This is a genomic window from Streptacidiphilus carbonis (assembly GCF_000787775.1).
In the GTDB taxonomy this organism is placed as follows: Bacteria; Actinomycetota; Actinomycetes; order Streptomycetales; family Streptomycetaceae; genus Streptacidiphilus; species Streptacidiphilus carbonis.
Genome location: NZ_BBPM01000022.1, coordinates 105,860 through 125,279 on the forward strand (window position 1 = coordinate 105,860; position 19,420 = coordinate 125,279).

The 19,420-nt window shown below is 71.3% G+C and carries 18 protein-coding genes; 15 read left to right on the top strand and 3 right to left on the bottom strand.

Going from position 1 to position 19,420, the window contains the following annotated elements:
* The first annotated feature begins 80 nt into the window (after positions 1-80).
* The 12 genes from TR46_RS19225 (at position 81) to TR46_RS19280 (ending at position 12,415) form a co-directional block, all read left to right on the top strand.
* Positions 81-1,106, top strand: coding sequence for a rod shape-determining protein (locus tag TR46_RS19225; protein WP_042402765.1), 1,026 nt, complete (start codon positions 81-83; stop codon positions 1,104-1,106).
* Positions 1,107-1,187: 81 nt separating this feature from the next.
* Positions 1,188-2,126, top strand: coding sequence for a rod shape-determining protein MreC (mreC, locus tag TR46_RS19230; protein ID WP_042402647.1), 939 nt, complete (start codon positions 1,188-1,190; stop codon positions 2,124-2,126).
* Positions 2,127-2,130: 4 nt separating this feature from the next.
* Positions 2,131-2,832 carry a rod shape-determining protein MreD gene (gene mreD, locus TR46_RS19235; RefSeq protein WP_042402650.1) on the top strand — a complete coding sequence of 234 codons (702 nt, stop codon included), beginning with the start codon at positions 2,131-2,133 and terminating at the stop codon, positions 2,830-2,832.
* Between the two features lie 45 nt (positions 2,833-2,877).
* Complete coding sequence (gene mrdA, locus TR46_RS19240) at positions 2,878-5,103, top strand: penicillin-binding protein 2 (protein WP_042402652.1); 2,226 nt, start codon at positions 2,878-2,880, stop codon at positions 5,101-5,103.
* A complete protein-coding gene (rodA, locus tag TR46_RS19245; RefSeq protein WP_042402654.1) occupies positions 5,100-6,320 on the top strand; it encodes a rod shape-determining protein RodA in 1,221 nt (406 codons plus the stop codon). Before mrdA ends, rodA begins: the two co-directional genes overlap by 4 nt.
* A gap of 194 nt (positions 6,321-6,514) precedes the next feature.
* Positions 6,515-6,808 (top strand): helix-turn-helix domain-containing protein, encoded by a 294-nt coding sequence (locus TR46_RS39615; RefSeq protein WP_161790155.1) that lies wholly within the window; start codon positions 6,515-6,517, stop codon positions 6,806-6,808.
* A 62-nt stretch (positions 6,809-6,870) separates the two neighbouring features.
* A complete protein-coding gene (locus TR46_RS19255) occupies positions 6,871-7,203 on the top strand; it encodes a hypothetical protein (RefSeq protein ID WP_042402660.1) in 333 nt (110 codons plus the stop codon).
* A 101-nt stretch (positions 7,204-7,304) separates the two neighbouring features.
* Positions 7,305-8,243, top strand: coding sequence for a hypothetical protein (locus tag TR46_RS19260; protein WP_042402663.1), 939 nt, complete (start codon positions 7,305-7,307; stop codon positions 8,241-8,243).
* Entirely contained in the window at positions 8,240-8,788 is a 549-nt protein-coding gene (locus TR46_RS19265) for a hypothetical protein (protein ID WP_042402666.1), read from the top strand. Before TR46_RS19260 ends, TR46_RS19265 begins: the two co-directional genes overlap by 4 nt.
* The gene (locus TR46_RS19270) at positions 8,782-10,362 is read left to right on the top strand and encodes a peptidoglycan-binding protein (protein ID WP_052432929.1); all 1,581 of its coding nucleotides are present in this window, start codon (positions 8,782-8,784) and stop codon (positions 10,360-10,362) included. Before TR46_RS19265 ends, TR46_RS19270 begins: the two co-directional genes overlap by 7 nt.
* Positions 10,359-11,114 (top strand): ABC transporter ATP-binding protein, encoded by a 756-nt coding sequence (locus TR46_RS19275; RefSeq protein WP_084718720.1) that lies wholly within the window; start codon positions 10,359-10,361, stop codon positions 11,112-11,114. The genes TR46_RS19270 and TR46_RS19275 overlap by 4 nt, the downstream gene beginning before the upstream one ends.
* The gene (locus TR46_RS19280) at positions 11,111-12,415 is read left to right on the top strand and encodes an ABC transporter permease (protein WP_084718721.1); all 1,305 of its coding nucleotides are present in this window, start codon (positions 11,111-11,113) and stop codon (positions 12,413-12,415) included. Before TR46_RS19275 ends, TR46_RS19280 begins: the two co-directional genes overlap by 4 nt.
* Before the next feature lie 77 nt (positions 12,416-12,492).
* Here TR46_RS19280 and TR46_RS19285 read toward each other — a convergent pair whose 3' ends face one another.
* Positions 12,493-14,070: a S53 family peptidase gene (locus TR46_RS19285; protein ID WP_042402669.1), complete on the bottom strand. Its 1,578-nt coding sequence runs from the start codon at positions 14,068-14,070 to the stop codon at positions 12,493-12,495.
* 206 nt (positions 14,071-14,276) lie between these two features.
* Between TR46_RS19285 and TR46_RS19290 the strand changes: the two genes are divergently transcribed.
* On the top strand, positions 14,277-14,972 hold the full coding sequence (locus TR46_RS19290; protein ID WP_042402672.1) for an AfsR/SARP family transcriptional regulator: 696 nt from the start codon (positions 14,277-14,279) through the stop codon (positions 14,970-14,972).
* Positions 14,973-15,023: 51 nt separating this feature from the next.
* Positions 15,024-16,994, top strand: coding sequence for a TIGR03960 family B12-binding radical SAM protein (locus TR46_RS19295; RefSeq protein WP_042402675.1), 1,971 nt, complete (start codon positions 15,024-15,026; stop codon positions 16,992-16,994).
* 52 nt (positions 16,995-17,046) lie between these two features.
* Here the strand turns inward: TR46_RS19295 and TR46_RS19300 are convergent, their stop codons facing one another.
* Together TR46_RS19300 and TR46_RS19305 are read right to left on the bottom strand one after the other, a co-directional pair.
* Positions 17,047-17,631, bottom strand: coding sequence for a TerD family protein (locus tag TR46_RS19300; RefSeq protein WP_042402679.1), 585 nt, complete (start codon positions 17,629-17,631; stop codon positions 17,047-17,049).
* A 149-nt stretch (positions 17,632-17,780) separates the two neighbouring features.
* The gene (locus tag TR46_RS19305; RefSeq protein WP_042402682.1) at positions 17,781-18,146 is read right to left on the bottom strand and encodes a VOC family protein; all 366 of its coding nucleotides are present in this window, start codon (positions 18,144-18,146) and stop codon (positions 17,781-17,783) included.
* Positions 18,147-18,280: 134 nt separating this feature from the next.
* Here TR46_RS19305 and TR46_RS19310 point away from each other — a divergent pair, with 134 nt between their 5' ends.
* Positions 18,281-19,072, top strand: coding sequence for a TIGR03936 family radical SAM-associated protein (locus TR46_RS19310; protein ID WP_042402775.1), 792 nt, complete (start codon positions 18,281-18,283; stop codon positions 19,070-19,072).
* Positions 19,073-19,420: the final 348 nt, after the last annotated feature.

The following is a 19,420-nucleotide window of genomic DNA, read 5'->3' on the forward strand; positions in this document are numbered from 1 at the left end:
TGTATTTGGCTACCATGGGGGCGGCCCGCCGCCCCAACCCCTCGACCTCGGGAAGGCCCCGCATACCCATGGCGAACAACATGTCGTTCATCGGTCGTGACATGGCTGTCGACCTCGGCACCGCCAACACGCTGGTGTACGTCAGGGGCCGGGGGATCGTGCTGAACGAGCCGTCGGTCGTCGCGGTGAACACCAACACCGGCTCCATCCTGGCCGTCGGCACCGAGGCCAAGCGGATGATCGGGCGGACCCCGGGCAACGTGGTGGCCATCCGGCCGATGAAGGACGGGGTGATCGCGGACTTCGAGATCACCGAGCGGATGCTCCGCTACTTCATCCTCAAGATCCACCGCCGCCGGTACCTGGCCCGCCCCCGGGTCGTGGTCTGCGTGCCCAGCGGCATCACCGGAGTGGAACGACGCGCCGTGGTCGAGGCCGCCAGCCAGGCCGGCGCGCGCCAGGTGCACATCATCGAGGAGCCGATGGCCGCGGCGATCGGCGCGGGTCTGCCGGTCCACGAGCCCACCGGCAACATGGTGGTGGACATCGGCGGCGGAACCACCGAGGTCGCGGTGATCTCGCTGGGCGGCATCGTCACCGCGCAGTCGATCCGGGTGGCCGGCGACGAGCTGGACAACGCGATCATCCAGCACATCAAGAAGGAGTACTCGCTGCTGCTCGGCGAGCGCAGCGCCGAGAACATCAAGATGACCATCGGCTCCGCCCACCCGCTCGACGGGGACAAGGAGGAGCACAGCGAACTGCGCGGCCGGGACCTGGTCAGCGGGCTGCCGAAGACCATCGTGATCTCCGCCGCGGAGGTACGGCAGGCCATCGAGGAGCCGGTCAACCAGATCATCGACGCGGTCAAGACCACGCTGGACCAGTGCCCGCCGGAACTCGCCGGTGACATCATGGACCGCGGCATCGTTCTCACCGGGGGCGGCGCACTGCTGCGCGGCCTGGACGAGCGCCTGCGCCGGGAGACCGGGATGCCGGTCCATGTGGCGGAGAACCCGCTGGACTCGGTGGCCCTGGGCTCCGGACGGGTGGTCGAGGACTTCGAGGTGCTCCAGCAGGTGCTGGACGCCCAGCCGCGCCGCTGACCCCGGCGCGGCACCGCCGCAGGACCTGACGCCGGCTCACAACGACGCTCACCACGACAGCGAAGGGCACCGCCGAGGACCGTGAGGGACACACGAGAGAGCCGGCTGCTGCTGGTCCTGCTGATCGCGGTGGCGTTCGCGCTGATCACCGTGGACATCCGGGGCGGTGACAACTCTCCGCTGAACGGGCCGAGGAATGTCGCGGCCTCGGTCCTGGGGCCGGTCGAGAGCGGGGTGTCCGGCATGGTCAACCCGGTCGCCGACACCGTCCACTCGGTGACCGACGCCAGCAGGCAGCACAACCGGATCAGCGCTCTGGAACAGCAGAACCTGCAGCTCAAGCAGCAGCTGAGCAGCTCCGACCTGGCGCACGGTCAGTCCACCGAGCTGAGCCGGATGCTCGGTGCGGCCGGTGCGGGCCAGTACACCGTGAAGGCCGCCCAGGTGGTGGCGATCGGCGCGGCCCAGGGCTTCTCCTGGACCGTGACCATCGACATCGGCAGCAACGACGGCATCAAGCGCGACATGACCGTCATCAACGGCGACGGCCTGGTCGGCCGGATCACCACGGTCGGACCGACCACCTCCACCGTGCTGCTGGCCAGCGACCCGGGCTTCTCGGTCGGCACCCGGATGGAGGGCAGCGGCGAGGTGGGCGTCGCCACCGGCGAGGGCACCGGACCGCTGCGGGTGGAGCTGCTCAGCGCGCAGGCCGTGGTGAAGGCGGGGGACCGGCTGGTGACCTTCGGTTCGCAGAACGACCGCCCGTTCGTCCCGGGCGTCCCGGTCGGCACGGTGACCAAGGTGGAGAACGACCCGGGGCAGCTGACCCGCACCGTGCTGGTCAAACCCTTCGTCAACTTCACCAGCCTGGACCTGGTCGGCGTGGTGGTCCAGCCGCCGGCCACCGACCCCAGGGACGCCGTGCTGCCGCCCAAGCCGGCGCCGGCCAAGGCCGCCACCGCGGCCACCGGCTCCACCCCCTCAACGAGTAAGCCCGCCAACGGGAAGGCCCACTAGTCCCATGTGGCTGCACCGCATCCTGCTCTCCACCGTGCTGGTCGTCGTCGCCCTGGTCGCCCAGGTGAGCGTCCTCGCCAGGCTCGGGCTGCCCGGCGCCGTGCCCGACCTGATGCTGCTGGTGGTGATAGGGCTCGCGCTGGTGTACGGGCCGCAGAGCGGCTGCCTGGTCGGCTTCGGCGCCGGACTGCTCGCGGACCTGGCACCGCCCTCGGACCACGCGGTGGGCCGCTACGCGCTGGTGCTGTGCATCCTCGGCTACGCGGCCGGGCTGCTGCGGCCGGAGAGCGGCCAGATCCGCTCGGTGCTGACGCCGCTGCTGGTGGTCGCCGGGGCGGCGTTCACCGCGACCCTGCTCTACGCCGGAGTCGGCGCGCTGGTCGGCGACTCGGCGGCGCGCCATGTCGGCATCGGCGGCCTGCTGACCACCTCGGTGATCTACGACGTGCTGCTGGCGCCGTTCGTCGTGCCCGGGGTGATGGCGCTGGCCAGACGGTCGATCGCGGTGCCGGTCAGCAGCGGCGGCGGCACCGCGGGGTCCGGCAGCGGCGGCCCGCAGAAGCCGGCCAAGGCCGGGCTGGGCCGGCGGGGCTCGATGTTCGGCCACAGCGGCAGCCGCAGCGGCGGCAGCGCGGGCCTGGGCACCGTGTCCGGCTTCGGCGGCTCGCGGTCCGGACGCACGAAGATCAAGACCAGCAGCAAGTAGAGCGGCAAGTAGAGCAAAAGACCCCCAGGGGCGGGAAGCATACCCATGACCAACATCCCGCAGACCGGCCGCACCGGCCGGGTGACCGGGCGCCTGCTGATCCTCCAGGTCCTCGTGCTGTCGCTGCTGGCGACGCTGGGCGGACGGCTCTGGTACCTGCAGATCCGCAACGGGCAGGAGTACCAGGACCAGGCCTCGTCCAACCACATCCGCACGGTGATGGTGCCGGCCGTGCGCGGCGAGATCCTGGACGCCAACGGCAAGCCGCTGGCCGACAACGAGACCCAGCTGGTGGTCTCGGTCAGCCGCACCTCGCTGCTGCAGCAGAAGGACGGCGGCAAGGCGGTGCTGGACCGGCTGGCCCAGGTGCTCGGCATGACGCCCGCCGCGGTCCACGACAAGGTCCGGCTCTGCGACGCCAAGACCCCGCAGCCCTGCTGGAACGGCTCGCCCTACCAGCCGATCCCGGTCACCGAGAAGGCGACCACCCAGCAGGCCATGCAGATCATGGAGCGCCGCGAGGAGTTCCCCGGGGTGACCGCCGACCCCACCGCGGTCCGCACCTACCCGGCGCCCAGCGGCGCCAACGCGGCCCAGGTGCTCGGCTACCTCTCCCCGGTCACCCAGGACGAGATCACCGCCGCGACCGGCGCCGACGGCAAGTCCACCTACGCCGCCTCCGACCAGATCGGCCGCTCCGGACTGGAGTCGGTGTACGACAGCGCCCTGCGCGGCAAGCCCGGCACCGACAACCTGGAGGTCGACAACCTCGGCCGGGTCCAGGGCACCGCCGGCGGCACCGCGGCCCAGCCCGGCGACGACGTGGTGACAAGCGTCGACGCGCGGATCCAGGGCATCGCCGAGACACAGCTCCAGCAGGCGCTGGTGACCCTGCGGAAGTCCTACGACCCGGTCACCCACGAGAACTTCAAGGCCGACTCCGGCGCGGTCGTGGTCATGGACGTGCACACCGGGCGGGTGGTGGCGATGGCCAGTGCGCCGACCTTCAACCCCAACATCTGGAGCGGCGGCATCTCCGCCACCGACTACAAGGCGCTGACCAGCAACTCCTCCGACTTCCCGCTGCTGAACCGGGCCATACAGGGTCAGAGCGCCCCCGGGTCGACCTTCAAGGTGGTGACCACCTCCGGGGCGATCAACGCGGGCTACAGCTACGACGACACCTTCCCCTGCACCTCCTCGATGACCATCGGCGGCCGGGTGTTCAAGAACTTCGAGGGCGAGAACTTCGGCGCGATCAACCTGTCGAAGGCCCTGGAGGTGTCCTGCGACACCGTCTTCTACAACATCGCCTACCAGCAGTGGCTCAAGGACGGCGGCACCAAGCCCAAGGCGCCCGCCGACTGGCTCTACAAGGCGGCGCACCAGTTCGGCCTGGGCGCCCGGACCGGCATCGACCTCCCCAGCGAGGCCTCCGGACGGGTCCCGGACCGGGCCTGGCACCAGGCGTACTACAACGCCATGAAGGACACCTGGTGCAAGCAGGCGAAGAGCGGCAAGGACGACTACGCCACCGCCATCGCCAAGGAGGACTGCATCGACTTCGCCACCCTGCGCGCCGGTGACGAGGTCAACTACGCCATCGGCCAGGGAGACACCCTGGTCACCCCGATCCAGATGGCCCGGATCTACTCGGCGCTGGCCAACGGCGGGACGCTGTACCAGCCGCAGATCGCCAAGGCCGTGGTCTCGCCGACCGGGAAGGTCGTCAGTAACCTCAAGCCGGTGGTCCAGGGCAAGCTGCCGGACAGCCAGCGCACCATCCAGTACATCGACCAGGCCACCGCCAACGTCGTCACCTCGGGTACGGCGGCCTGGAAGTTCCAGGGCTGGCCGCAGGACAAGATCGCCCTGCACGCCAAGACCGGTACCGCCGAGGTCGTCGGCAAGCAGACCACGTCCTGGTTCGACACCTACACCAAGGACTACGCCGTCATCATGACCATCTCCCAGGGCGGTACCGGTTCGGGCGGCGCCGGGCCGGCCGTGCGCAACATCTACAACGCGCTGTACGGGATCCAGCCGGACAACAGCATCGACCCCAAGAAGGCGCTGCTGCCGACCCCGCAGACCCAGCTGCCGACCTTCCACGCCGACGGCAGCGTCACCCAGGCCCAGCAGACCGCCTACACCGTGGCCGCCGCCGGGGGGACGCTCTCCCCGGCCACCCCGCTGGCGCCTACCGCCCCGCTGCCCGCCGCCCCGCTCGCCGCCTTCGGGCTCACTCCCGAGCGGCGGGTGCCGGCATGACCGCCCCGGGAAGCTGGAGCGCCGGCGCAGGCTACCGCGCGGCCCGCTACGCGCCGCGCCGCGGCACCGTCGGCCGGCTGATCGCCCGGGACTCCCCGCTGCGGCGGATGGACTGGATCCTGGCGCTGGCCGCGCTGGCGCTGTCCGGCATCGGCGCGCTGCTGGTCTGGTCGGCCACCCGCAGCCGCACCGAGATCAACCACGGCGACCCGCAGTACTTCCTGATCCGCCATCTGATGAACCTGGCCATCGGCCTGGGCCTGTGCGTCGGCGTGGTGCTGCTGGGCCACCACCGGCTGCGCACCATCGCGCCGGTGGTCTACCTGCTGGCCGTGCTCGGCGTACTGGCCGTGCTCAGCCCGCTGGGCTCGACCGTCAACGGCGCGCACTCCTGGATCGTGCTGGGCGGCGGCTTCTCGGTGCAGCCCTCCGAGTTCTGCAAGATCGCGATCATCCTCGGCATGGCCACCCTGATGTCGGCGCGGGTGGACGCGGGGGAGCGGGCCTTCCCCGACGACCGCTCCATCGTCCAGGCGCTGGCGCTGGCCGCGGTCCCGATCGGGATCGTGCTGCTGATGCCCGACCTGGGCTCCACCATGGTCATGGTGGTGATCATCCTCGGCCTGCTGCTGGCCTCCGGCGCGCCCAAGCGCTGGCTGTTCGGCCTGATCGTGGTCGGCGGCGCGGGCGCCTTCGTCGTGGTCCAGCTGCATGTGCTGAAGCAGTATCAGATCGCCCGCTTCGCGGCCTTCGCCGACCCCGCGCTGGACCCGTCCGGCGTGGGCTACAACACCGCCCAGGCCAGGATCGCCATCGGCTCCGGCGGACTGCTCGGCAAGGGCCTGTTCCACGGTACCCAGACCACCGGCCAGTTCGTCCCCGAGCAGCAGACCGACTTCGTCTTCACCGTCGCCGGCGAGGAGCTGGGCTTCCTCGGCGCCGGCCTGATCATCCTGCTGCTGGGCGTGGTGCTCTGGCGGGCCTGCCGGATCGCCCGGCAGGCCAACGACCTCTACAGCACCATCGTCGCGGCCGGCGTGGTCGCCTGGTTCGGCTTCCAGGGCTTCGAGAACATCGGGATGACCCTGGGCATCATGCCGGTGGCCGGCATCCCGTTGCCCTTCGTCAGCTACGGCGGCTCCTCGATGTTCGCCATCTGGGTGGGCATCGGCCTGCTCCAGTCGGTCAAGATGCAGCGGTCGATGACGGCGGGATAGCGGTCCCCGGCTGCGCGCCCAGCCAGGCGGATGCCGTGCGTTCCGAAGGACCCCGCGCCTCCCAGTAGGCATGTTTGACATACGCGAAAGCCGTGTACAAAATGTGCTGTCCGCGCCAAGCCAGCGCAGACACGGGCCATGTACGCGGACGGTCGACCCGCTCGTCGGCCAAAGCTGAGTCCTCGGGGGGGACCATGCTGCGCGAGAGTTCGTCAACGGCACACCATCTACAGTCACTCAGACGCCGGGCCGCCGAGGTCACCGTTCTGACCGAGCGTCAGCGGGAAGTGCTCGACCTGGTGTCGTGCGGAAGCTCCAACGAGGAGATCGCAGCCGCCCTCTTCATTACCCAACGAACCGTCAAATCGCATGTCGCTCTGCTGATGGATCGTCTGAAAGTAGACTCCAGGCTGAAGTTGGCACAGATTGCCCTGGTGTGGCAGTTGCAGGACTGTCCCCAGGGACAGTTCCCGAAGTCCTCTTGGTGAGATTGACTCTGGTTCAGGCCAATCGGCTTGCCTCTCTCCTCACTCGGGAAACAGGGAGATCAATGTTCAAGTCACGTTCAGCCCGCGGTCTCGTGGTCGCCGCAGCCGCGGCCGCCGCCCTCGCGGTCGGCGTCGGCACCGCCGGCGCCACCACCTACTACGGCGACTACACCGCCAGCGGGGTGGCCCTGCGGTCCACCCCCTACACCAACAGCCCCGCCATCTACGGGCGCGGCTACCCCGGTCAGCACGAGTACGACTACTGCTACACCGGCGGCAGCGACGTCAACGGCAACTACGCCTGGGACTGGAACAAGGACGCCGCGACCGGCGTCAGCGGATACAGCACCGAGGTCTACCTGAACACCGGCAGCGAGCAGTTCACTTCCTGCTGACCGAGGCGTTCCGCTCGCCCTCCTGCAATGAGGGCGAGCGGAACGACGCCGCACATTACTCCGCGCTGAAGCGGCGCGGTACTCGAAGGGTTCTTGCGCTGATGCTCCGCCTCACCGCCCGCCGGTCGGCCGGGACCGCCGTCGCTCTGCTCCTCGTCGGATCCCTCGCCGCGGGCTGCTCCGGCTCGGGCGCGGCTGGTGCGGGCGGATCCGCCACCGCCGCGTCGGGCGCGGCGCTCGCGCCGCCGCCGGTGACGGCCACCGCGACGCCCACCTCCGCGGCCCAGGTCTCCCTGCCGCTGGACGCCTACCAGGCCGACGACCAGCAGCAGCAGGCGATCAGCAAGGCCACCGCGCTGCTCACCCAGGACTGCATGCGCCGACTGGGCTTCGGCAACTGGAGCCTGGCCGTCACCCCGGCCGCCGCCTCCGCGCAGAACGGCCCCGGGGAGTTCGGCTTCCTGGACGCGGCCAGAGCGGCCCAGTGGGGCTTCCACACCCCCGGCGCCAGCTCCGACAAGACTTCGGGCGGCAAGGGCAGCAAGCTCGACCCGGCGGAGTTCAGCGCCGAGTCGGGACAGAAGTCGCTCACCGACTCCTCGCCGGCCGGCGGCAACATCCCGGCGGGCGGGTGCGACGGTGAGGCGTCCCGCAAGATCGGCCAGCAGGCGTCAGCGTCCAAGGCGGCCGCCCAGGTCCAGGACGACTCCTACCAGCGCACCGAGGGCGACTCGCGGGTCGTCGCCGCCACCGCGGCCTGGAGCAGCTGCATGAAGCAGCAGGGCTTCGTCTACAGCCGCCCCGACGACCTCACCACCGAGGCGTGGGCGGCGCAGCCCACAGCGGCCGAGATCGCCACCGCCAAGGCGGACGTCAGCTGCACCAAGCAGACCAATCTCTTCGGCACCGCCATGGGCGTCCTCGCCGCGATCGAGCAGCAGGAGATCGGGCAGCACCAGCAGGACCTCGACGCCGAGCGGGCCGCGGTGCAGCGGCAGGCGCAGACCGCGGCCCAGGTGCTGCAGGAGCACGGCCAGTGACGGCAGCGGTGCGGCCGGGGCCGCTGACGGCGGGGATCGCCGCGCTCGTCGCAACCCTGTCACTCACCGGCTGCGGCGGCGGCGCGGCCGCCGGCGGCGGCCAGGCGGCCAGGTCGGACTACCCGGTGGTGCAGGGCTACCAGCTGCAGGCCCCCGTCGACGAGGTCGAACGGGCCTACCTGGCGTACTGGGGCGCGTGGTTGGCCGCCAGCCGGACCCCCGGCGCCGCCGGCACCCAGCTGCAGGGCCATGCCGCCGAGCCCGCCCTCGGCATCGACCTGAGCACGCTCGCGTCCGACGTCCACCAGGGGGTCGTGCTGCGCGGCAGTGTGGACCACCATGTGCTCGGGATGGCCGTGGTCGGGGAGACGCGCAAGATCGCGGACTGCGTCGGCCTGGACCAGTGGCGCCTCTACGACGCGCGCACCGGACTGCAGTCGCCGGGCCAGCTGACCGCCAAGCGTCGGCAGCTCGCCTTCATCACCTTGCGAAAGCTGGACGGGGTATGGAAAGTGACGGACAGTCAGCAGGCCATGGCGTGCTGAGCACCGATGCCGAGACCGATGCCGATGCCGATGCCGATGCAGAGGAGGCCGTGACCGGGGCCGACGGCGCCGGGCCGGGTGCGCCGGCGTCCAGCCGGGCCCCGGGGCCGCACCGGAGGCGGCGGCTGGTGATCGCGGTCGCCCTGGTCGCGGCGCTGGTCTCGGCGGGGGGCATGATCGCTTCCACCGCCGTCAAGTCCCCGGCCCAGGTGGCGGCGGACGCCGGGGCGCCGAAGGCGTCGGTGCTCACCTCCCCGGTGGTGCGGCGGGTGCTGGCCGATACCACGGTGCTGCGCGGCACCTTCGCCACCGGGCAGCAGTACCCGGTCCTGCCCACCAGCGTCGCGCCGACCTCGGACGGGCCCGGCGGCGGGGCGCTGGTGGTGACCGCCCTCAAGGCGGGCGCGGGGCAGTCCGTCAACCCGGGCCAGGTGCTCGCCGAGGTGTCCGGCCGCCCGGTGGTCGCCCTGCCCGGCAAGGTGCCGACCTACCGCGACCTCGCGCCGGGGGACACCGGCACGGACATCGCCCAGCTGCAGACCTATCTCCACAACCAGGGCATCTCCACCCACGGTGACCGAACCGGCTACTTCGGCAGCGGTACCAAGCAGGCGGTCACCGCCTGGTACGGCGCGCTGGGGTACGCCGTGCCGACGACGGCCGAAACCGCTGCCACGGCCGTGCAGACCGCGCAGGCGGCGGTGGACCAGCAGCAGCAGACGGTGACCGACCTGCGCGCCCAGATCGCCTCCGGCAGTAGCAGCAGTTCGACCGGCAGCGGCAGCGGCAGCACGGCCACGACGGCCAAGGGCACTGTAGCGACCTCCGGGACGTCCGCCGCGGCGTCGCCGTCCGCCGTGGCCGACCCGGGCGGCGCCTCGCTGTCGGTGCAGCTCTCCCGGGCCCGCACGGCCCTGGCCCAGGCCGAGCGGGCGCTGGCCCAGGCCGAGTCCCAGTCGGGACCCGAGGTGCCGTCCTCCGAGGTGCTCTTCCTGCCCTCCTTCCCGGCCCGGGTGGACAGCGTCAGCGCGCATGTCGGCGACCATGTCACCACCCCGCTGATGTCGCTCACGGCGGGCGGACTGAACCTGACGGGTCATCTGCTCCCGTCCGACGCCGCCCTGGTGAAGGTCGGTATGAAGGTCACCGTGCTCGACGAGAGCACCGGGCGGCAGTACGGCGGCCGGGTCGGGTCGGTCTCCCCGCAGGTGAACCCCACCGCGCAGCAGGCCACCACCTCCGGAGCGAGCCAGCAGGCCGCCCCGGCCGGCTCGGGCGGCGACCCCTATGTCCCGGTCACAGTCACCCCGGACACCTCGTGGGACCCCCGACTCGCCGGTCAGGACGTGCGGATCACCATCGTCGCCGCGTCCACCGCGGGCGAGGTGCTGGCGGTGCCGGCCGCCGCGATCAGCTCGGCGGTCGACGGGCGTACCAGCGTCACCGTCCTCGCGGCCGACGGCAGCAGGCGTACGGTCACGGTGAACCCCGGCGTGACCGCCGACAACTACGTCCAGGTCACGCCGTCGGGGGGCGTGCTCAAGCCCGGCGACCAGGTGGTGGTCGGCAAATGACGCCTGCTCAGGCGCCGCACGAACCACTCCAAGGCCCCGAAGTGCCGGTGCCGCCCGCGCCGGTGATCCGGATGCGCGGCGTCACCCGGACCTTCCCCAGTCCGCCCCCGGTCACCGCGCTGCGCTCCTGCGAGCTGACGGTGCTGCCCGGCGAGTACGTCGCGGTCGTCGGTCCGTCCGGCTCCGGCAAGTCGACCTTCCTCAATCTGCTCGGGCTGCTCGACCGCCCCAGCAGCGGGACGTACGAACTGGACGGCATCGACACCGGGACCCTGGCCGAGTCCAGGCGCACCGCCCTGCGCGGACAGCGGATCGGGTTCGTGTTCCAGTCCTTCCACCTGCTGCCGCACCGCACCGCCGCGGAGAACGTCGCCCTGGCCCAGCTCTACAACCGCACCCCCAGGGGCGGGCGCCGCGCCGCCGCCCGCGACGTGCTGCAGCGGGTGGGGCTCGGACACCGGCTGGACGCCCTGCCCACCCGGATGTCCGGCGGCGAGCGCCAGCGGGTGGCCATTGCCCGGGCCCTGGTCAACGAGCCCTCGCTGCTGCTGTGCGACGAACCCACCGGCAACCTGGACTCGGTGACCGCCGACCGGGTGATGACCCTGTTCGAGGAGCTGCACGCGACCGGACTGACCCTGCTGGTGATCACCCACGACCGCGACGTCGCCGCGCGCGCCGGGCGTACGGTCACCATCCGCGACGGAGTGCTCAGACCGGGCGTGGCGGCCCCGTCCGGCGGCCGGGCATGATCCCCCGCACCTGGCGCGCCCGCCGTCCCTGGCGCGCCCGCGCCGCCGGGGCCACCCGCAGCGCCGTCCCGCACTCCCGGCTGAGCCTGGTCGACCTGCTGGCCGAGGCCCTGTCCGGGCTGATCCAACGGCCGGGCCGGTCCACCCTCACCCTGCTCGGCACCGTCCTGGGGGTCGGCGCATTCGTCGCCGTCCTCGGCCTGACCTCCACCGCCGCCGGACAGATCGGCCACAGCTTCTCGCTGCTCCAGGACACCACCGTCAACGTGGCCGACGTCGGCCCCCCGCCGGCGGCCGAGGCCGACACCAACCGCGGCCCGATGGACTTCCCGGCGGACGCCGACGCCCGGGTGGGCCGCCTCAACGGCGCGCTCGCCGCCGGCGTGTACTGGCCGGCGCCCTTCCAGCAGCCGCGGGTCTCCGCCTCCGCCGACCCGTCCGGCGCCGCGGCCGGCCAGGGGCTGAGCGTCTACGCCATGTCACCCGGAGCGCTGCAGGCGGTGCAGGCGACGGTCAGCGCGGGCGTCCTCTACAACGACTTCCACCAGCAGCGCGACCTGCGCGTCGCGGTCCTCGGCGCCGCCGCGGCCCAACGGCTCGGCATCACCCGGCTGGACGCCCAGCCCGCGGTCTTCGTCAACGGCACCGGCTTCACCGTCATCGGCATCATCAGCGACACCCAGCGGCTGCCCCAGAGCCTGCTCGGCGTCCTGGTGCCCAGCAGCACCGCACAGCACCTGTGGGGCAACCCGCTCCAGGGCGACGCCTTCAAGGCCCGCATGGTCATCGCGACCCGCACCGGGGCAGCCGATCTGATCGCACATCAGGCCGCCATGGCGCTGCGTCCTGACGACCCGTCACTGCTGAGCGCCGCCGCGCCGCCCGACCCCGCTTCGCTGCGCGACGCCGTGGCCGGCGACCTCACCGGACTGTTCCTGCTGCTGGCGGCCATCTGCCTGGTCATCGGGGCAGTCGGAATCGCCAACACCACGCTGGTCGCGGTGCTGGAGCGGACCGGCGAGATCGGCCTGCGGCGCTCCCTCGGCGCCCGTCCGCGCCATATCGCCGCCCAGTTCCTCACCGAGTCCACCGTGCTGGGCACCCTCGGCGGGCTGATCGGCACCGCCCTGGGCGTCGCCACCGTGGTCCTGGTCGCGGTCGGCCGGGACTGGACCGCCGTCCTCCAACCCTGGACGGTGGTCCCGGCGCCCTTCGCAGGCAGCGTCGTCGGCCTGCTGGCCGGGCTCTACCCCTCGCTGCGCGCCGCCTGGGTGGAACCGGCCGAGGCCCTGCGCCGCTGACGGACAGCGCGACGCAGGGCCCGGCGCGACCCGGTGAAGTCCTGCCCCGGAGTCAGGTCCCGGGGTCAGGTCCCGGCTCAGATCTGCTGGAGCAGCAGGTTGCCGTTGATCCGGCCGATGCCGGAGCAGGCGTCCCAGCCCTTGCCGGCCGAGTACCCCGGCGCCGGCTGCACCGTGTTGCTGCCGCTGTCCACGTCGAAGTACAGGTTCGGCTGCGAGGCCAGCTGGTACAGGTACGGGCTGAGGAAGCCCGGCTTGGCCCCGCTGCCGGCCGCGATCACCGCGAGCAGCCCCGCGTACAGCGGCGCGACCGTGCTGGTGCCGCCCACCGACATCCAGGCGCCGTCCACCACGACCTCGTACGGGCTGCGCATCGCGTCGGCGTTGCCGGCGATGTCCGGCACGCCGCGGCCCTGCTGCCCGCTGTCGACCTGGCGCGGCACCTCGTCGGCGGACTGCCAGGACGGCAGCAGGAACTCGTCGCTGACCCCGCCGCCGGTGGCCCAGCCGTTGCCGTTGTTCCAGACCACCTCGTTCTTCAGCATGCCCTTGCTGTCGAGCTGCAGCGAGGTCCCGCCGCAGGACAGCACATACGGGTCGGAGGCCGGGAAGTCGCAGTGCGCCATCCCGTCGTAGACGCCGTCGTTGCTGCCGTTGTCGCCGGAGGCGGCGAGCACGGTGATGCCCAGGGCCGCCGCGACATAGCAGGCGAAGTCCATCCCGTTCCGCCCGGAGGCCGTCCAGCCCACGTCCTCCGGCGCGCCCCAGCTGATGGAGATGCAGGTCGGCGGGTGCTGGGTGCTGGTGGCCGCGGCCAGCACCGCGTCGATGAAGCCCTGCTCGGTGTTGGGTGCGAAGTAGACCGCGATGGTCGCGCCCTGGGCGATCGCCCCGGCGATCTCGATGTCCAGCTCCACCTCGCCGTCGGCTCCGCCGGGGTCGCCGTAGGAGTTGGCGGCGCCGTCCACACCGATCGCCATGACCTGCGGCGAGGGGATTCCGGCGCTGTTGAAGTAGTTGTCCAGGTCCTGCTGGCTGTAGCCGCCGCCGAGCTCGATCAGCGCGATGGTCTGACCCGAGCAGTCCACGCCCTGGGGGAAGTCGTACAACTGGGCGACCTGCTGGGCGGTGACGCCGGACGGGGCCCTGGGGATCAGCTTGTGGTGCGGCTGCGCCAGCGGACGGTTGGTCAGCCCGGACACCCGCTCGATCACCCCGTGCAGCTGCCGCGGCACGAAGATGCTGCCCTGGCGGCTGCGGAAGGTGCGCTCGCCCTCGCGGTACTGCTTCAGCTGCACCCCGAAGGCCTGGTTGAACTGGTCCACCGTGCCGGTGAGGCGGATCGTCCGCTGCGCCGGGTCGGGCTGCTCGGCCTTGAGCTTGAACTGCTGCGCGAACTGCTTGACCTGCTCCAGGTCCTTGGGATCGGCGCCGAGCGCCGACAGCACGGCCTTGCGGTCCACGGCGCTGCGCCGGCTCGGGCGCTGCTTGCCCAGCTGGGCCAGATCCGGCGCCTCGACGGCACCGGGGCGGCGGCGGACCTGGACGGTCACCGTCAGCTTCTCGTGCGAGTCGGCAGACCCGATGAGGCTCTGCCCCTTCATCATCTTCCGTTCGCTGCCGATCAGTGCCACACGGTCATGGACGACGGTCATGGGGTCCTCCAGAGAAATCGGCTGTCACGACCCTGCCTACGTCGTCCCGCGTCACCGGTCCGTCACCGCCGCCGCACCGTATCCGTACCGAAGTCGCGCCGGCCCCCCGCCCCCGGGGCGTCGCCGGAGGCGTTGACACAACCCCGGGGCGCGTCAAGAGTGCACAGTGCCGCACGATCCCAGGCACGGAGCTGACGGAGATCGCCATGATCGAACTCTCACTGCTCGGCGGCTGGCGGCTGACCTCGGACGGGCAGCCGGTCGCCCTTCCCGAAGCCGGTCGCAGGGTCGTCGCCCATGTCGCCCTGCACGGCCCCGCCACCCGCCAGATCCTGGTCGGCGCGCTCTGGCCGGAGGCACCCGAGGCCCAGGCCCACGCCTGCCTGCGGTCCACCCTGTGGCGGATCAGACGCTGCCCGGCGCCGCTGCTGCTGGTCCGCGGCGACCGGGTGATGCTCGACCTCGCCCGGATCCGGCTGGACCTCGCCGAACTCAACAACCTGCTGCTGCGGCCGCCCGACCCGCCCCGCCCCGAGCCCGCCTATCTCACCGGCGGCGACCTGCTGCCGGACTGGTACGACGACTGGGTGCTGTCCGAGCAGGAGCAGCTGCGGCAGCACTGCCTGCACGCCCTGGACCGGCTCGCCGCCGCCCTGCTGGAGCGCGGCGACTGCGCCGGCGCACTGGAGATGGCCCTGGGCGCGGTCGCCATGGAGCCGCTGCGGGAGAGCGCCCACCGCGCCGTCATCGAGGTGCACCTCCGCGAGGGCAACGCCTCGGAGGCGCTGCGCCACTACGAGGCCTACCGCAAACTGCTCTGGTCCGAGCTGGGCCTGGAGCCCTCGCCGCTGCTGCGCCGGCTGCTTCCGGTCCGGACGTCCTTCGGCACCGCGTTATCCTGAAGGGTCAGATCCGCAAGGGTCCGCTCTGTCGTCCACACGAAAGTCCCCTCTATGCCTGTCGAGTCGGTCTTCCCGCGCCTGGAGGCCCTCCTCCCGCACGTCCAGAAGCCGATCCAGTACGTCGGTGGCGAGCTGAACTCCACCGTCAAGGACTGGGACGCGTGTGATGTGCGCTGGGCCCTGATGTACCCGGACGCCTACGAGGTCGGGCTGCCCAACCAGGGCGTGATGATCCTCTACGAGGTGCTGAACGAGCGCGAGGGCGTGCTCGCCGAGCGCACCTACAGCGTCTGGCCGGACCTGGAGAAGCTGATGCGCGAGCAGCAGGTCCCCCAGTTCACCGTGGACGCGCACCGCCCGGTGAAGGCCTTCGACGTGTTCGGGCTGAGCTTCTCCACCGAGCTCGGCTACACCAACATGCTGACCGCGCTGGACCTGGCGGGCATCCCGCTGGAGTCCAAGGACCGCACGATCGACGACCCGATCGTGCTGGCCGGCGGCCACGCCGCGTTCAACCCGGAGCCGGTCGCGGACTTCCTGGACGCGGCCGTGGTCGGCGACGGCGAGCAGGCCGTGCTGGACATGACCGAGATCATCCGGGCCTGGAAGGCCGAGGGCCGCCCCGGCGCCGACGGCCGCAGCCCGCGCGACGAACTGCTGTTCCGGCTGGCCCGGACCGGCGGCTTCTACGTCCCCCGGTTCTACGACGTGGAGTACCTCCCGGACGGCCGGATCGGCCGGGTCGTCCCCACCATCTCCGGCGTGCCGTGGCGGGTGTCCAAGCACACTGTGATGGACTTGGACGAGTGGCCCTACCCCAAGCAGCCCCTGGTTCCGCTTGCGGAGACGGTCCACGAGCGGATGTCCGTCGAGATCTTCCGCGGCTGCACCCGCGGCTGCCGTTTCTGCCAGGCCGGCATGATCACGCGCCCCGTACGGGAGCGAAGCATCACCGGCATCGGCGAGATGGTCGACCGCGGCCTCAAGGCGACCGGGTTCGAGGAGGTGGGCCTGCTGTCGCTGTCCTCGGCCGACCACACCGAGATCGCGGACATCGCCAAGGGGCTCGCCGACCGCTACGAGGAGGACAAGGTCGGCCTGTCCCTGCCGTCCACCCGGGTCGACGCCTTCAACATCGACCTGGCCAACGAGCTGACCAGGAACGGCCGCCGCTCCGGACTGACCTTCGCCCCCGAGGGCGGCAGTGAGCGGATCCGCAAGGTGATCAACAAGATGGTGTCCGAGGAGGACCTCATCCGCACCGTCGCGGCCGCCTACGGCAACGGCTGGCGCCAGGTGAAGCTCTACTTCATGGCCGGCCTGCCCACCGAGACCGACGAGGACGTGCTGCAGATCGCCGAGATGGCGAAGAACGTCATCGCCAAGGGCCGCGAGGTCACCGGCCAGAACGACATCCGCTGCACCGTCTCCATCGGCGGTTTCGTCCCCAAGCCGCACACCCCGTTCCAGTGGGCGCCGCAGCTCGGCGTGGAGGAGACCGACGCCCGGCTGCTGAAGCTGCGCGACGCCATCCGCAACGACAAGAAGTACGGCCGCAACATCGGCTACCGCTACCACGACGGCAAGCCCGGCATCGTCGAGGGCCTGCTCTCCCGCGGCGACCGCCGGGTGGGCGCCGTGATCCGCGCCGTCTACGAGGACGGCGGCCGCTTCGACGGCTGGCGCGAGTACTTCTCCTACGACCGCTGGATGCGCGCCGCCGAGAAGGGCTTCGCCGGCACCGGCGTCGACGTCGCCTGGTACACCACCCGCGAACGCCAGTACGAGGAGGTCCTGCCCTGGGACCACCTGGACTCCGGCCTGGACAAGGACTGGCTCTGGGAGGACTGGCAGGACTCGCTCGAAGAGGTCGAGGTCGACGACTGCCGCTGGACCCCGTGCTTCGACTGCGGCGTGTGTCCGCAGCTGGACACCCAGATCCAGATCGGCCCGACCGGCGTCAAGCTGCTGCCGCTGACGGTCAAGCAGCCCGCTGCCAGCGGCGGTTCGCACAGCCACTGACCGAGACGGCACGGCGGCCCGGAGCACCGCTCCGGGCCGCAGTGCCGTCCGGCTACTTGCTGATGGCGAAGCGCATCAGTGCCGTCTCGTCGGCCTGCTTGATCTTGCCGGTGGTGTTGATCACTTCGAGCTTCCAGGTGTTGCCGACCCGGAAGGCCTTCGCCACGGCGCAGCCGTTGTCCGTGCTGAGCAGGCTCGGCCAGATGTCGGCGACCTGCTGGGAGCTGCCGCCGGTGGCGTCGTAGACCTTGAAGCTGATGTTGCGGGCCTTCTGGAAGGAGGTCCCCTTCTTGAAGGCCGCGGCAACGAAGACGATCGAGGTGACATTGCCGGGGATCTTGGCGAAGTCGACCGTCACGGTCTCGTCGTCGCCGTCACCCTTGCCGGTCTGGTTGTCCCCGCTGTGCACCAGCGAGCCGTTGCCCAGCGGATCGCGCGAGTCCAGGCCGGCCAGTCGCACCGGGTCGGCGCCCTGCATGGCGATGGCGATCAGGTCCAGGTCGACGCCGACCTTGCGGCGGACGATGCCGGCCAGGCCGCCGCTGCTCCCGGAGGAGGCGTCCCAGGACGCGCCGATGGACAGGTGGGTGACCCCGGTCAGATCTGCCGGTCCGTCTTCCTTGGTGAGCGTTATCATCCGTCGATCGTCCTTTGGTGAAGATACCGTGTTGCGCACAGTGTGCCTGTTCGGTGTTGTCTGAGACACCGTCACGGCGAGGACCGGTTCCGGGAATTTCCGATGACCGAGCCGTGTTGAATGGGCATCAACAGCAGGTCAGCCGGGTGTCAGCAGGCACAGAGGCAGAACGGGTGGCCGACCGGGTCGGCGAAGACACGCCAGGTCTTGGTGCCGTTCCAGTCCTCCAGCAGCGTCGCCCCCAGAGTCAGGACGGCGGCCTGTGCGGCGTCGAGGTCGGTGACGCCGATGTCGATGTGGCTCTGCTGGGGCCGCTCCTGGCCCGGCCAGGACGGCGGCCGGTAGGTCTCGACCCGCTGGAACGAGAGCGCGGTGCCGTAGTCACCGCGCAGCTCCACCCACTCGTTGCCGCCGTCCTCGTCGACGACCTTGCCGCCCACCAGTCCGGCGTAGAAGCCGGCCAGGGCGGTGGGGTCGGGACAGTCCAGGGCGAAGGTCTGCAGGGTGCCGATCATGGGGTCCTCATTCTCAGGTGAAAGCACGATGTCCGATCCGCGTACCCTTGGTGGGGTCCGGATATACCCCTCCTCCCTAAGGACTGAGCGCCCTGGCACGCCGCACGCCCGACGGTCCGCCGCCCGCACCGGTGGTGCAGCGCATCCGACTGCGCTACACCAAGCGCGGCCGTCTGCGATTCACCAGCCACCGCGACTTCCAGCGGGCTCTGGAGCGCGCCCTGCGCCGCTCGGCCGTGCCGATGGCGTACTCGGCGGGATTCTCGCCGCACCCCAGGATCAGCTTCGCCAACGCCGCGCCCACCGGCTCCGCCAGTGAGGCCGAGTACGTCGAGCTGGCGCTGAGCGCACCGCGGGACCCGGAGGCGCTGCGGGCGGAGCTGGACGAGTCGCTGCCGACCGGGCTCGACGTGATCGACGCGGTCGAGGTGCGGACGCCGAACTTCGTGGAGCGCCTTGAGGCCTCGGTCTGGGAGCTGCGGCTGGACGGGGTGACCCCCGAGGCGGTCGGGACTGCTGTGGCGGTGTTCCTCGCCGCCGAGAGCGTCGAGGTGCAGCGGCAGACCAAGAACGGCATCCGCAGCTTCGACGCGCGCGGCGCCGTGGTGGCCCTCCAGGTGGTCGGATCGCAGGTCGTCGCTGGTGCGACCGGCCTACCTGAAAGTAGTACCGATATCGCCGCAGGCCGTGCCTGTGCGATACTGCGGCTGGTTGTTCGGCATGCAACACCCGCCGTGCGACCCGATGACGTCCTGTCCGGTCTCCGTGTGACGGCCGACCTGGCGCTGCCGGTCCCCGCTGGGGTGACCAGGCTGGCGCAGGGGCCGCTCGACGAGGAGTCCGGCACGGTGACCGACCCGTTCGCGCCCGACCGCGTCGCGGCACCGGCCCTCCCATCCGAGGCGGCCGAGCCGCAGCCCGCGTAGGCGGCGGCGGTCGGCCGTCGGCGTCGTCGGAGCCCGTCCAGGGCCCCTGGGAGCCACCCGGGGTCCGGACACAACCCAGACCTGAAGCCACAGGCTTGACCAAAGACTTATCGGCGCACCGCGCAGCGGAGCACCGATCGACATACGCAAGCCCCTGTGCGGCGCCCGCTCACCATGCGCGGCGCCCGGGGGCATGAACGGGAGAACCGCCCGGATGCTCGATATCAACGAACCGAACGAAGAGAACGAACGAAACGAAGCGGGGGGTGCGGAGGCCGCGGCCCCCAAGGCCGCCCCGCGCCGCCGCAGGGCGGCCAGCCGCCCGGCCGGACCGCCGCAGGGCGAGGG

What these genes read in the sequence shown, in the direction of transcription:
- TR46_RS19225 (WP_042402765.1), top strand. Translation starts at nt 81, where the DNA reads ATGTCGTTCATCGGTCGTGACATGGCTGTCGACCTCGGCACCGCCAAC.
- mreD (WP_042402650.1), top strand. Translation starts at nt 2,131, where the DNA reads ATGTGGCTGCACCGCATCCTGCTCTCCACCGTGCTGGTCGTCGTCGCC.
- mrdA (WP_042402652.1), top strand. Translation starts at nt 2,878, where the DNA reads ATGACCAACATCCCGCAGACCGGCCGCACCGGCCGGGTGACCGGGCGC.
- rodA (WP_042402654.1), top strand. Translation starts at nt 5,100, where the DNA reads ATGACCGCCCCGGGAAGCTGGAGCGCCGGCGCAGGCTACCGCGCGGCC.
- TR46_RS39615 (WP_161790155.1), top strand. Translation starts at nt 6,515, where the DNA reads ATGCTGCGCGAGAGTTCGTCAACGGCACACCATCTACAGTCACTCAGA.
- TR46_RS19255 (WP_042402660.1), top strand. Translation starts at nt 6,871, where the DNA reads ATGTTCAAGTCACGTTCAGCCCGCGGTCTCGTGGTCGCCGCAGCCGCG.
- TR46_RS19260 (WP_042402663.1), top strand. Translation starts at nt 7,305, where the DNA reads ATGCTCCGCCTCACCGCCCGCCGGTCGGCCGGGACCGCCGTCGCTCTG.
- TR46_RS19275 (WP_084718720.1), top strand. Translation starts at nt 10,359, where the DNA reads ATGACGCCTGCTCAGGCGCCGCACGAACCACTCCAAGGCCCCGAAGTG.
- TR46_RS19280 (WP_084718721.1), top strand. Translation starts at nt 11,111, where the DNA reads ATGATCCCCCGCACCTGGCGCGCCCGCCGTCCCTGGCGCGCCCGCGCC.
- TR46_RS19285 (WP_042402669.1), bottom strand. Translation starts at nt 14,070, where the DNA reads ATGACCGTCGTCCATGACCGTGTGGCACTGATCGGCAGCGAACGGAAG.
- TR46_RS19290 (WP_042402672.1), top strand. Translation starts at nt 14,277, where the DNA reads ATGATCGAACTCTCACTGCTCGGCGGCTGGCGGCTGACCTCGGACGGG.
- TR46_RS19295 (WP_042402675.1), top strand. Translation starts at nt 15,024, where the DNA reads ATGCCTGTCGAGTCGGTCTTCCCGCGCCTGGAGGCCCTCCTCCCGCAC.
- TR46_RS19300 (WP_042402679.1), bottom strand. Translation starts at nt 17,631, where the DNA reads ATGATAACGCTCACCAAGGAAGACGGACCGGCAGATCTGACCGGGGTC.
- TR46_RS19305 (WP_042402682.1), bottom strand. Translation starts at nt 18,146, where the DNA reads ATGATCGGCACCCTGCAGACCTTCGCCCTGGACTGTCCCGACCCCACC.